The 13,019-nt window shown below is 43.3% G+C and carries 16 protein-coding genes; 3 read left to right on the top strand and 13 right to left on the bottom strand.

From position 1 onward, the window contains the following. The first annotated feature begins 13 nt into the window (after positions 1-13). The 3 genes from argJ to dbpA all read left to right on the top strand — a co-directional run bounded on the left by argJ (position 14) and on the right by dbpA (position 3,033). On the top strand, positions 14-1,210 hold the full coding sequence (gene argJ / locus YH65_RS00850; protein WP_046550220.1) for a bifunctional glutamate N-acetyltransferase/amino-acid acetyltransferase ArgJ: 1,197 nt from the start codon (positions 14-16) through the stop codon (positions 1,208-1,210). Positions 1,211-1,357: 147 nt separating this feature from the next. Further along, positions 1,358-1,582, top strand: coding sequence for an HP1242/YdcH family protein (locus YH65_RS00845; RefSeq protein ID WP_046550219.1), 225 nt, complete (start codon positions 1,358-1,360; stop codon positions 1,580-1,582). An 89-nt stretch (positions 1,583-1,671) separates the two neighbouring features. Further along, positions 1,672-3,033 (top strand): ATP-dependent RNA helicase DbpA, encoded by a 1,362-nt coding sequence (gene dbpA / locus YH65_RS00840; protein WP_046550218.1) that lies wholly within the window; start codon positions 1,672-1,674, stop codon positions 3,031-3,033. Here dbpA and YH65_RS00835 read toward each other — a convergent pair. From YH65_RS00835 to YH65_RS00775, 13 genes are all read right to left on the bottom strand, one after another. Next, on the bottom strand, positions 3,030-3,647 hold the full coding sequence (locus YH65_RS00835; protein WP_046550217.1) for a DedA family protein: 618 nt from the start codon (positions 3,645-3,647) through the stop codon (positions 3,030-3,032). The two genes, dbpA and YH65_RS00835, sit on opposite strands and share 4 nt — an antisense overlap. Before the next feature lie 6 nt (positions 3,648-3,653). Beyond that, on the bottom strand, positions 3,654-4,592 hold the full coding sequence (accA, locus tag YH65_RS00830) for an acetyl-CoA carboxylase carboxyl transferase subunit alpha (RefSeq protein WP_046550216.1): 939 nt from the start codon (positions 4,590-4,592) through the stop codon (positions 3,654-3,656). A gap of 9 nt (positions 4,593-4,601) precedes the next feature. Continuing rightward, positions 4,602-5,819, bottom strand: coding sequence for a beta-ketoacyl-ACP synthase II (locus tag YH65_RS00825; protein ID WP_046550215.1), 1,218 nt, complete (start codon positions 5,817-5,819; stop codon positions 4,602-4,604). Between the two features lie 100 nt (positions 5,820-5,919). Next, the gene (acpP, locus tag YH65_RS00820; protein ID WP_012083936.1) at positions 5,920-6,147 is read right to left on the bottom strand and encodes an acyl carrier protein; all 228 of its coding nucleotides are present in this window, start codon (positions 6,145-6,147) and stop codon (positions 5,920-5,922) included. 121 nt (positions 6,148-6,268) lie between these two features. Continuing rightward, positions 6,269-6,772 (bottom strand): hypothetical protein, encoded by a 504-nt coding sequence (locus YH65_RS00815; protein WP_046550214.1) that lies wholly within the window; start codon positions 6,770-6,772, stop codon positions 6,269-6,271. After that, positions 6,769-7,737 (bottom strand): hypothetical protein, encoded by a 969-nt coding sequence (locus tag YH65_RS00810; protein ID WP_046550213.1) that lies wholly within the window; start codon positions 7,735-7,737, stop codon positions 6,769-6,771. The genes YH65_RS00815 and YH65_RS00810 overlap by 4 nt, the downstream gene beginning before the upstream one ends. Positions 7,738-7,818: 81 nt before the next feature. Beyond that, positions 7,819-8,505 carry an ABC transporter ATP-binding protein gene (locus tag YH65_RS00805; RefSeq protein ID WP_046550212.1) on the bottom strand — a complete coding sequence of 229 codons (687 nt, stop codon included), beginning with the start codon at positions 8,503-8,505 and terminating at the stop codon, positions 7,819-7,821. An 88-nt stretch (positions 8,506-8,593) separates the two neighbouring features. Beyond that, entirely contained in the window at positions 8,594-9,772 is a 1,179-nt protein-coding gene (locus YH65_RS00800) for an ABC transporter permease (protein WP_046550211.1), read from the bottom strand. Then, positions 9,762-10,016, bottom strand: coding sequence for a hypothetical protein (locus YH65_RS00795; protein ID WP_046550210.1), 255 nt, complete (start codon positions 10,014-10,016; stop codon positions 9,762-9,764). The genes YH65_RS00800 and YH65_RS00795 overlap by 11 nt, the downstream gene beginning before the upstream one ends. Then, entirely contained in the window at positions 10,017-10,691 is a 675-nt protein-coding gene (locus tag YH65_RS00790) for a nitrous oxide reductase accessory protein NosL (protein WP_052746037.1), read from the bottom strand. It abuts the gene before it with no gap. A gap of 103 nt (positions 10,692-10,794) precedes the next feature. After that, positions 10,795-11,532: a nitrous oxide reductase accessory protein NosL gene (locus YH65_RS00785; protein ID WP_046550209.1), complete on the bottom strand. Its 738-nt coding sequence runs from the start codon at positions 11,530-11,532 to the stop codon at positions 10,795-10,797. Positions 11,533-11,587: 55 nt separating this feature from the next. Next, positions 11,588-12,109 (bottom strand): PAS domain-containing protein, encoded by a 522-nt coding sequence (locus YH65_RS00780; RefSeq protein ID WP_046550208.1) that lies wholly within the window; start codon positions 12,107-12,109, stop codon positions 11,588-11,590. 424 nt (positions 12,110-12,533) lie between these two features. Beyond that, the gene (locus tag YH65_RS00775; protein WP_052746036.1) at positions 12,534-13,013 is read right to left on the bottom strand and encodes a nitrous oxide reductase accessory protein NosL; all 480 of its coding nucleotides are present in this window, start codon (positions 13,011-13,013) and stop codon (positions 12,534-12,536) included. Positions 13,014-13,019 lie beyond the last annotated feature (6 nt).

Below are 13,019 nucleotides of genomic sequence, written 5' to 3'. Positions count from 1 at the left end.
AAAGGAAAACATTATGTTCAACTATAAAATTACACCACTAGAGAACGGTCTTGAGAATGTTCAAGGCTTTTACTGCGATGCGGTCAATGTGGGGATGCGTCCCGATACAGAGCAGGGAGATGTGGCATTCATACGCTCCGAAGTACCCTGTAATATCTCTGCGGTATTCACAAGCAACACATTCCAGGCTGCACCTATCAGGCATTATCAGCGTTATGGAAAAGATTTCCAAACTGATTTTGTACTGATCAATGCCAAGAATGCCAATGCAATGACAGGAGAAAAGGGAATAGAAGATATTGATACCATCATATCAACACTGCATCAAAAGCTCTCTGTCACTAACCCTGTTATGAGTTCTACAGGCGTCATAGGCTATCGTCTGCCTATTGACAAGATCTGTTCCGCCTTTGACATACTGGACTTCAGTGCAAAGAATTCCCATAAAGCTGCACGGGCCATTATGACGACCGACAGTTTCAAAAAAGAGCTGGCATACTGTGTGGAACTCTCGGACGGAAGCCATTTCAATATTGCTGCCATCTGTAAAGGTGCAGGGATGATCAATCCGGCCATGGCGACCATGCTCTGTTTTATCGCTACCGATGCGGATATTCCAAAATCCGACATGGATACCTTGCTGCACGCTGGAACAGAGCAGTCGTTCAACCGTATCTCTGTCGACGGCGATACTTCCACCAACGATACGGCCATGCTCCTTGCCAATGGACAAAGTACCGCCTACAATAAAGAAGCTTTTTCTGCCGTCCTAAACCAACTTATGTTCGAGCTTGCCATGATGATACTCAAGGATGGAGAGGGCGCTAACAAACTGGTTGCTTTTGAAGTTAAAGGTGCCAAAAATGAAGAAGAAGCACGAAAAGCTTCCAGCGCGTTAAGCAATTCTCTGCTTGTCAAAACAGCCCTTTTCGGTGAAGACCCAAACTGGGGACGTATCGCTTCCACCATAGGGGCAAGCGGCGTTGCCTGTGACGATACCAGGCTGACCATACACTACGATGATCTGCTTATCTACTCCGATACCTTCAGGGAGCTGGACAAGGAACGTGAAGAGCAGGCCTACCATATTATGAAACAGGAGCAGTTCACCGTTACCTGTGATCTTGGAATGGGAGAGGGAGCCTACACTTCCTACGGCTGTGACCTGAGCTATGAGTATGTGAAGATCAATGCCGAGTATAGAACCTGAGAAGCGTTAAGCTGACTTGAACTGCTTTAAGTCAGTAGCTTCGAAACCAAAGCGGTCGTAGCGAAGTGAAGCCACGAAGGCAAACTTTAACATTACTCTAACCACAAAGAAGATAAAATACATCCAAAATATACCTTAGGAGTAACCATGTTACACGAATACAGAGATGACATACACGAACTGAAACAGCAAAATGCACACTTCGCGAAAATCTTTGAAAAGCACAATGAGCTTGACCAGAAAGTAGAAGATGCCGAAGCAGGCCGTATCCCATTGACAGATATGGAACTTGAAACATTAAAAAAAGAGAAGCTTCTTCTTAAAGATGAAGCCTATAAAATGATCATGGATTACAGAAAATCCAAAGCATAATTCCTTTTTAGCGGGCGCTTTGCCCGCACTGTTCACCTCCTATTTTTTATTTCATTTATATCCCGTAAGCACTACCAGGAAACCATCCCATGACAGCATTCAGCACTATATTAAACATACCAAAAGCCCTTTTAGGTACTCTTGAAACACTCGGTTTCAGTACAATGACAGAGATACAGCAACAGAGTATCGGCCCGATACTCGAAGGCAAAGATATCCTCGCACAGTCCAAGACCGGGTCGGGGAAAACACTGGCGTTCGGTATTCCTGCCGCCATACGTACCAATGTAGAGACAAACAAACCACAGACCATTGTCATCACCCCTACCAGAGAACTGGCAGAGCAGGTTGCCATGGAACTCAGAAAAATCGCTGCCTACAAAGCCAATCTCAAGATACTGACACTCTACGGAGGAGTACCGCTGCGGGCACAGGCGGGCTCTCTGGCAAAAGGAGCGCATATCCTCATAGGAACACCAGGACGTATACAGGACCACCTTGCCAAAGGAACATTGACACTGGAAAGCATCAAAACCCTGGTACTCGATGAAGCGGACCGTATGCTCGATATGGGATTTTATGATGAAATTGTAAAAATTGGCTCCAATATGCCAAAGAACAGGCAGACACTGCTCTTCTCGGCAACTTTTCCTCCCAAGATAGAAGCTCTGGCAAAAGCCCTTCTTAAAAACCCACTGACCATTAAAGTCGATACCGTGCAGGAAGCAATGAAGATCAATGAGCTTGTCTATGAGACAGCGGACAAGTTCAAAACACTCAATGCCCTCATAGGGTCCTATAAACCAGACTCACTTCTCATTTTCTGCAACACAAAGGCAGAAGTCATTTCTCTGGCAGACAGACTGCAGCAGCGTGGCCACTCAGTCATTGATATACACGGAGATCTTGACCAGAGAGAACGTAATGAAGCGGTCATTCTCTTCTCCAACCATTCCAAAAGAATTATGGTTGCTACAGATGTCGCTTCTCGAGGACTTGACATTAAAAATATCTCACTGGTGGTCAACTATGACCTGCCTTTCGACAAAGAGGTCTATACGCACCGTATCGGACGAACAGGACGTGCCGATGCCTCCGGTATGGCAATATCTCTCTACGCTCCCAATGACAGCGAGAAGTGTTCCTGGATCACTTCTCAGGCAAAAAAAGCAGACCCCAGTGAACTTCGTGTCGATGCAAACTTTAAAATGCTTTCCGAGTTTGATAGCCTCTGCCTCAATGGAGGGAAGAAGACCAAGTTACGCGCAGGGGATATACTGGGAACATTCTGTAAAGAGATAGGCATCAATCATACGGAGATAGGAAAAATCACTATCACTGATACTAAAGCATATATCGCTTTACATCATACTGTGGTCGACAAAGTTCTGAAAGCCTTGAAGAGAGTGAAGATCAAAAAGAAAAAGTATATTGCCTGGAGAGTAGATTAATCCCCATCGAGTATCTCCTCTCTCCGTTTGTGCCGTACAATATAGAAAAGTGTGATAAATGCAACACTGATAAGTGCGATTAACGTCGCCGTGTGGAGATACTCGGAAATCAGTTGCTCATTTGAACCCAGAAGGTATCCGAGAGCAACAAGAACGACCACCCAAATACCAGCACCCAGTGCCGAATAGAGAGAAAAACGTATGAGATTCATACGTGCCAGTCCGGCAGGAAGAGAGATCAGCTGCCTGATACCGGGGATCAGTCTTCCGTTGAAGGTGGAGAGTTCTCCATGTTTGGCAAAAAATGCTTCCAATCTATCCAGTGTCTCTGCTTTGATAAAAAAGTATTTACCGTATTTCAAGAGGAATCGTCTGCCGAAGTGCATAGCGAGATAGTAATTGAAAAGTGCCCCACCTACAGAGCCTAAGATACCGATAAGTACAACAAGATACACATTCATCTCACCTTTATAGGCAAGGTAACCTGCCGGTATCATAATAATTTCACTGGGGAAAGGGAAGAAAGTGCTCTCAAGGAACATCAGAAGGAAGATACCCCAGTAGCCCATACCCCCTATTGTTTCAACAAGGGTAGCGGCTATTTCGTGTATCATACAGTCTTATTTTTCAGAATAAGCGCCAACAGCTGTCAATCTCTTGTATCGCTGATCCAGCATCTCGTCAAGAGAGAGTTCCCTGAGTGCTTTGACACTTTCCAGGAAGTATGTTTTAATGGCTTCAGCTGTGGTGACCTTGTCACGGTGCGCACCGATAAGCGGTTCATCAAGTACATCATCGACCAGTTTATGTTCCAGAAGATCACTTGGTGTGATCTTCAATGCTTTGGTTGCCGTCTCTACCTTGGAAGGATCATTCCATAGGATCGCAGAACAGCCCTCGGGAGAGATAACGGCAAAAACCGAATAACGCAACATGGCAAGCTTGTCAGCTACACCGATAGCAAGTGCACCGCCTGAACCACCCTCACCTATGACAATAGAGACCATGGGCACTTTGGTTGCGGAAAATTCAAAAAGATTTCTTGCGATTGCTTCACTCTGCCCTCTCTCTTCCGCACCCAGACCGGGGTAGGCACCCGGGGTGTCAATGAGCATTAATACCGGTATATCGAACTTCTCAGCCAGTCTCACCGCACGAAGCGCTTTTCTGTATCCTTCGGGATTGGGCATCCCAAAGTTGCGTTTGATCTTGTTCTTGACACCACGCCCTTTTTGTTCGCCGATCAGCATGGTTTTCTGTCCGCCGATCCATCCGATATAACATAAAATGGCAGGGTCGTCACGAAAAGCGCGGTCACCGTGTATCTCATAGGCATCGTCCATCAGCAGTTTGATATAATCAAGTGAATAGGGTCTGTCCGGGTGACGCGCCAGTTGAAGTTTTTGATAATCACTCAGAGAACCAAAGGTCTTCTCGACCTCTTTTTCAAGCTCTTTCTGATATTTTTCTACCGCTTCCAGGTTGGCAATGGCATGAGCAGATACGATCTCGTGTTGTATCTTCTCTATTTTACTCTCAAAATCCAGATAGGTTGCCATGCATGTTCCTTATATTTTTTTAAAGATAACTACACCGTTCGTGCCGCCAAATCCGAAAGAATTGCTCATAACCACATTGAGATTTGCTTTTCTTGCCTTATTGGGGACATAATCAAGATCACAGTTCTCATCCGGTGTTGTATAGTTGATCGTTGGAGGCAGTACACCGTCTCTCATCGCCATAAGTGAAACGACCGCTTCAATAGCACCTGCTGCACCAAGACAGTGACCTACCTGTCCTTTGATGGAACTGACCGGAGGACAGTTCTCTTTACCGCCAAAGAGCACTTTAAGGGCTGCCGTTTCATTTTTGTCATTTACAGGCGTGGAGGTACCATGTGCATTCACATAATCCACCTTAGGCTCTCCTGCCATTTTATAGGCACCCTGCATAGCACGAAGCGGACCATCCATGGTTGGTGTTGTGATATGGTTGGCATCACCGCTCTCACCAAATCCAATAAGTTCTCCATAGATAGTAGCCCCGCGTGCCACAGCATCTTCATAGACTTCAAGCACCAGCGCGCCGGCACCTTCACCCATAACAAAACCGTCCCGGTCCGCATCGAACGGCCTGGAAGAAGTCTGGGGGTCATCGTTTCTTGTCGAAAGCGCTTTCATGGCTGCAAATCCACCTACACCTACCGGACAGATCGCGGATTCCGCACCCACTACCAGCATTTTATCAGCAGTCCCGACCATAATAGACTTTGCCGCTTCACTAATGGCATGTGTTCCGGCAGCACAAGCCGTCACGGAAGAGAGATTGGGGCCCTTGAGATTTTGATAGATCGAAACAAAACCGCCAAGCATATTGACCAGAGAGGATGGAATGAAGAACGGAGAGATCCTTCTGGGGCCCCTGTTTTCACAGATCACTGAGTTTTTTTCTATATTCGGTACTCCACCAATCCCTGAAGCAGAAGCAACACCAAATCTCTCTCTATCGATATCGTCAGAGATCTTTGCATCTTCCATTGCTTCCGCAGCGGCTTTGAGACCAAGCTGTATGAATCTGTCGGCCTTTTTTGTCTCTTTAGCATCCATAACAGTCAAAGGATCGAAGTCTCTTACTTCACTCGCGATCTTGGCTGTTTGATTGGAAGGATCAAACAACTCTATGGTATTGATGCCACATTTACCCTCAATGATCGCGGAAAATGCACTTTCTTTATCAAGTCCAAGAGAATTGATCATTCCCAAACCTGTTACTACTACTCTTCTCACTGGCTCTCCTGTCTCTGCTTAAATAAGATATATATCAACACATCATAAATGGATTGAGATATATGTTATACATCCTCCCCACAAAGGGAGTATGCACGGGTTATACGTTTTCGATGAACTTGATCGCGTCACCGACAGTAGCGATTGCTTCTGCCTGATCGTCAGGAATTTCGATATCGAACTTCTCTTCAAGTGCCATTACCAATTCAACGACATCAAGACTGTCCGCCCCAAGGTCCTCTACAAATTTAGAATCTTCTTTTACCTCATCCGGGCTCACATTCAGTTGCTCTACAACTACTTCTTTTACATCATCAAATAATGCCATTGATTTCTCCTTAAGTTTGTTAAAAATACGCACAATTATAACCTAAAAATGATAAAAAAGGCATAGGGCACCCAAAATTAGGTGCAGGAAAAGTCATATTTGTTCTCCCGGGCAAAAAAAATCATTTGCCGAGAAGCTTCTTTTTGACAAAAGGATCATGAAGGTTTTTTCCCTGCAGCATTAACAGTTTCATTTCATCATAAGATATAAGACCCTTTTTTTTCTTTTCATACGCAGCAAATCCATATCCCATAGGGTCATGTGCAATACGCGTATACCATGCTTTTCTGACATCTACCCAGTGATGTGTGTCAAGTGTCTGGGTTACGATCTTTGCAATGGCAGGTTTGTGATTCTTCAACCAGAGTACCACACACCCAATATCATCAAAGAAATAGGTATTACCCTCCTGGGTAATGATCTGTGCCTCATATGCCAATGCTTCAATATTCATATTGCACTCGGAACACTGGTATTCTTTGGGTTTGATCTTGATGATCTTATGTGCAGTATTGCCTTTATAGACATATTTTGATCCCTGATCATTGCCAAAAGAGAGAAGCAGTATCACCAAAATAGCGATCACTACCACAAAAGTCAATAAATTTATCACTATTTTTTTCATAACCATACTCCATTTTTAAAATAATAAATAGCTACATACCCGCTACAAAGCAGGACGAACATAGTTAGTAATACTATTGCAATTCGCTTTAAAGTTTGTGAAACAGTATGAAAAAAAGCATTCATGATCGCATAATCAATTGCAAAGAATGTTCCCAAAAGCAATAACCCCCAAACAGCATAACCGACATAATGGTAATGATCCTGCAGCATACAGAAAGGACATTTGTGGGTAGGAAGTTCGTAGATATAGGTACCGAAGAAATAGACTACCGCATAATATCCGACCACAACGAACAATATGCTTGAAGCCACACTGACAAAAGAAAGGTTGGAGAGCAGACTCAAAATGATCAATGCAAAAAGCAGATAAAAGAGCATCAGAAGTTTAGGAATATCCAAGCCAAAAGGCAGACTGTTCGCACCACCTGTCTGGCCAAAGATCACTGAACAGCAACTGACAGGATTAGTAGTTTCAATATGGGTGAAGTAGAGTATATCCAAAAGGAATTCTGCACTGAGCAGAACAAAGATAAACAGGAAAAACCATGATTTCAGTTTAAGGTAGGGATAACGCTTCGCTTTCAGGTCTATACTGTTGATACTGAGCCACAGTCCGCTCAAAAAGAGGATCGCTATTTTCAATGCCAGCAGAGGATTGCCGTAGGCATTCGCCTTGATCACACCGGCACCACACATCGCACCGGGGACAAGATCGGAAAGGGTATCGATGGTATAAACAAAATAGGGTAGCAATATGATCTTAAGCACGATGGCAAAAAAGATAATAGTCATCACCAGATAGGAGCGGTTTTCAAGCGTGAACTGTTCTGTGGTAAAAGCATCAAAATTCCACTTTTTAACCAACCCGACAGTCACAAGAAATGCAAGAAAAAGAAGAAGATAAAGTACCGTCTCCGAAAGCAGATAGACGATTACTTCATTGTTTAAGAGAATTTCATTCATCGTTTTTTCCCTAAGCCTTTCGGCGAAACCGGGATGACATGAGAACTGCCAAAATGGTGGGCAAGGCCCACCCTACATTTCCTATCGCTCATTCTTCACTATCCTGCCATCTTCCATATGTACCACTTTGCTCACAAAAGGAAGTCCTTCAAACAAAGGATCATGTGTGGCAACGATGATCGTTTTACCCATGTCGTGTAATGATTGGAGTATCTCTATGAACTTAAGAGAATTGGCTCTGTCAAGATTGGCAGTAGGCTCATCACAAAGGATGAGTTTAGGTTCATGGATCAATGCTCTGGCGATCGCACAACGCTGTTTTTCGCCGCCGGAAAGTGCCTTGACCTCCTGGGATGCTTTGTGTGAAATCGCTGCCAGTTCCATACTCTTGTCCGCCAACGCTTTGATCGTCCGCATATCAAATCCGGAATTAATCAGCGGAACGATCACATTCTCTTCTACACTGAGTGACTCCAAAAGATTAAAGTGCTGAAAGATCACGCCTATGGTTTTTGCACGATAGGCAGAAGCATGCAGATCAGGCAGTTTTGAGATCAACTCTCCATTCACAGCAATCTTTCCTCTACTGGGCTTATCAAGTGCAGCAATCAGTGAGAGCAGTGTTGATTTTCCACTTCCACTGACCCCGCTTAGCACAACACATTCTCCTTCACTTACTTCCAGATCAATGGATTTAAGTGCTTCAAAAGCCCGGGGAGTACCTTCATTATAGATTTTATTGACATTTTCCAATACAACCATTATCATGCCTTACTCTCTCTTTGGTGTGCAATTGCACACCCTACACCAAACAGTGCAATTGCACACCCTTCTCTTGATTCTTCACTTCCTGTTCTCAAAGCATTGCCTCCTTGGGGGGTGTCACTGCAATCTTCCATGCAGGGATCAATACTGCTGCCAAAAACGGAACTGCATAAAAAAGAAAGATCGACCCCAGTACCCCAAACTTGACAACCGGTATAAAGGTAACATGATTGGCAAGGTTGGAGCCTCCCAGGAAAATATGGCTCAATAATGGTGCATCCCATACAAATACATACAGGTATGCCAATACCACCCCCAGTGTGAAACTTACCAGAACGATCACCAGATTTTCATAAAATTTCAATTTCAAAATATCTTTAATACTCCAGCCTACCGCACGAAGGATCCCTATCTCTTTTCGCTCTGTAGAATAAACCATGGAATACCGCTGATACAGTATCAGCATAAAGGTGACGATGCTTACCAGATAGAGGATCAGGAAGAGTCCTCCCTTGTAGTTATAGAGGTTCTCGTAGGCTTTTTTCACTTCTCTTTTTTCTATGACACGAACATCATAGAAGAGAAGGTGCAGTTTGCTGATAATATTGTCCCATTCAGCATCATTGGGAACATTAAAGGTAATATCGGTCACCTCATCTTCTCCCAGACCAAAGATCTCTCTTGCCAGGTCTATAGGCATAATGATCATATCGTTAGCCATAAGATCGGCTTGCCGGGGGAGTGTTTGATAGATGTTTACTTTTTTAAATGTGCCTTTGGGTGTTTTAAACGTAAAATCATCTTTGAAATAGTGCGCCTGAAGAAACTTCCTGACACCCTCGCCTACCAGCATGCTGTCTTTGGACAGAAAACGTTTCAAATCCACATCTTTTAAAAGTGTTTGCAGTGCCTGATTGTTCTGTTCGTCAAAAAAATCTATACCGACCACCAAAAAAGACTTTTCTCTCGGAGCAAAGAAGTATCTTCCGTATATCCGGGATGCCACCTGTGTAACACCGTTAATATCAAGTATTTTATCTACCCACTCAACAGGCGTATTGACAGGTTTTCCTGCCTGTACTCTGGTCACAGTAAAATCTCCCTGCTTATGGAGTGCAGACAAAAGAGAATGCTGTAAAGACGAAGAGAGGAACAGCACGGCACTTAAGAGAAAAATGATGATCACTGAGATCAGTACTGCTCCGATATGTTTGCTTTTTTGCTTAAACAGCAAAAGGGTCAAAAAATGTAAAAAAGCACTATTTTCCATAAACAAAATCCATTCTGTTCAATGCCTGCATCTGTGGATAGGCAGGGTTTGAAGCAGTTTCATAAAAAAGTATCCTCGGTTCGTAATATGACACACTTAATGCGGGAGAAGAAAAATCTGTTATAGCACTGATCTCCTGTAATACCTCTTGTGGTGTTTTTCTGTTGTAGTGCAGATAATGCACTGCTACCAGACCTACCGACAGAGCCAATAGCATCACCAACACAAAAAAAGGCTTGGTCATTTACTGTTCTATTCCGTCTAATGCCATGACCATTTTATCGGTAATCTCATCAAATCTCACGATGGCTTTACCATGATGTTCAGCCATGAATGTTTGTGCACTCTTTTTGTCCTTAAATGCAATAAGCTCATGCCCCATCGGGCCGAATACATCTGCATCCAACACATAAAAAGCCTTTTTGGCAGGGATTTCTTCTATGGTATAGTAATCACTTACAATCATTTCAGAGATATGGGTACGGTCATACGGAAAATCTCCATCGAAGATATAATATTTCATCATATCTTTTACCCCATCAAAATAATAGACTTTGCCATCATGTTTCATCATGGCAGCCCACTTTGGATATTTTGAAACGAACATACCGCATACCGGACATTTTGCATCTGCAGGTACTGTCAGATGACGACTCTTTTCTTTTACACTCCCCTGCTGTAGATAATAGGCTACAGCTTCGAGTTTGGAAGAGGATAGATGCCTGCAGGCGAGAGAAGCTTTGATCTCTTTTTTTATCGTCTCTACAGTACCTGTTGCCTGAGGAAGTTTACTTTGATCACACATTACTTTGGCAATGCGTTCACCTTTTTGGGCGAGTTTCATTGCTTTGATAGCACTACTCTGATCTGCAAAGAGAAATACAATACTCCATAATGCTATAAAAATAATTTTTAACACGTTTATTTCCCTTGCAGGGTATTGTCTCATGACAACACCCTCAATATATAATTTTTGTATCTATTTGAATTATCGGTGTTGTAAGGATACAACACCCTGCGGTTTATCTGTTTTTCAGATAAAGTCCGACTGCCTGCAACTGCTTACCGTTAAGACCTTTACAAAGTTTATTGTCTATGATGAATGCTTTGGCTTCAGCCGTAGACGCAAACTTCTTATCGGTTTCCTGACACATTTTACCATACATCATTTTACCTTTTTGTGCCATCATTGCCTGCTTTTTTGCGATCATTTTACTGTCTTTGGCGAACTCTGCTTTGGCAGCTTCCAATGCCCCTTTGAAATCGGTCACTTTTCCACCGTTTGCTTTTGCAAAGGCTGCTGCTTCTGCTTTACTGGCAAAGGCATATTTACTCACTGCTGTCATCGTACCTTTTTTACGGCTTCCTACAACATAGAAAGCCTTTTCTGCAGGGATGAATTTAAGACTTGTTACATCTACGACTTTAATATTGGTTAATTTTGAACCTTTTTGCATATCTTCAACCATACAGTGAATAGAGCAATACTGCTTTACTTTACCATCTACCGTTGCTGCATGATTTGTCTTATAGAACATTGGAAGTGTCATACCACATTCAGGACAAAATACTTTTGCTTTACCCTCTTGTAAAAGTGTTGCTTTGCCTTTGGGTACCGCCTGAAACATTTTCATCATTTTTTTTGGATGACCTACCTGTTTCATTGCAGCTCCACATTTACCTGCCGCACATTTCATTTCAGCATGTGAAAAGTTTATCATTGCTCCCAATGCCAATAAAACAAATAACAATTTTTTCATTTCATATCCTTATAGTTTTTATAACTTATATTAATATAGTAGTGTTAAATTAGTGTTAATAAAGTCTATGAATTTCCTCAAGCATGTTGTCAACAGTGATATCCTCTCCATGAGATGTCAAAAAATCTGTCAGATACTTTTCGGAAGCTTCCATCCCGCCCTCTTTTTCCACTTCTACCAGCTTTTTATAGATCGGATCCAACACATCGGTCACATGTTTGGATATCTTCTTTCTTGACGCTTTGTATCCAACCGGTTCTCCATTTTCGTCTCTGAGTATGTCGAAATCGGTAAATACCCAATAGTATCTCCCGTCCTTGGCAAGATTTTTGACTGCGGCGATAAAGTTATGGCCGTTCTGTATCCTGTCCCAGAGTATCTTAAAGAGTATTCTTGGCATATCTGGATGCCGAACAATGCTGTGCGGCTGGCCGATAAGCTCCTCTTTGGTATAGCGAGAGATCTCTGCAAAGTAGTCATTCACATACGTGATAATACCCTTCAGATCGGTATCACTCTCTATATAGACATTGTTTTTAAGTTCTATCTCTTCATTGATGGGTTCTGGTCTTTTCATGGTTAAATCCTTTTTATTAAAATCATTTTTGATGCAAAGAACTATTGCTATAATCCCACTATTTTTTCTCAGCCTTCATGGCTCCGCTTTCGCAGCTAAAATTAACACCTGTGTGTCGATTTTTTAACAGGGATTCCTGCCTACGCGGCTTCACTTCGTTACGACCGCTCCGGTTCCGCCTCTACAGGGTTTCCGGCCTTCGCGGGTCGCTTTGCTCCACCGCTTCGGTTTCAAAGTTGTTCTCTGCCTTCGCGGGTCGCTTTGCTCCACCGCTTCGGTTTCAAAGTTGTTCTCTGCCTTCGCGGGTCGCTTTGCTCCACCGCTTCGGTTTCAAAGTTGTTCTCTGCCTTCGCGGGTCGCTTTGCTCCACCGCTTCGGTTTCGCAGCTAAAATCGACACGCAGGTGTCGATTTTTTAACGCTGCTCACATATCCAGATACCGGATCAAACCTTTGCTTAACTTTGAAAACGGCAGGATTTTGGTTCCTCCATGCTTCATCATGAAGAGTTTGGCATTCTCTTCCGATGCAAAGGGGATGAGATCATCACCATGCGGTCCCGTAAGCCTGCTTCCAAAGACGTAGACCGCTTTGGTAGCATCCACTCTCTGTCCGCTGATGAAATCCTGCACATACATCGTTTTGATACCGGTCGGCAGCAAATGATGCTTGATGAAATACTCCTGATGCTGGTAGGCCTGCATCATCGCTTTGACTGAAACGAACTGTACCTTTTTTTTGTTTTTCAGTTCTGCTTCGCAAAGCCATTTTTCATATTTTTTCAACGGTAGCTGATAGACAGGATCCGATGCATTCTGGTCAAGCAACAGAACCTTCGTGTTAAAGGATGTCCCTGCAATACCTATACCGCTACACAGCAACAGACTTAAAATAGTTTTTTTCATCAACAC

Source organism: Sulfurovum lithotrophicum, from assembly GCF_000987835.1.
Taxonomy (GTDB): Bacteria; Campylobacterota; Campylobacteria; order Campylobacterales; family Sulfurovaceae; genus Sulfurovum; species Sulfurovum lithotrophicum.
Note: the sequence above shows the minus strand (reverse complement) of the source record. Positions and strands in the feature narration are given on the sequence as shown.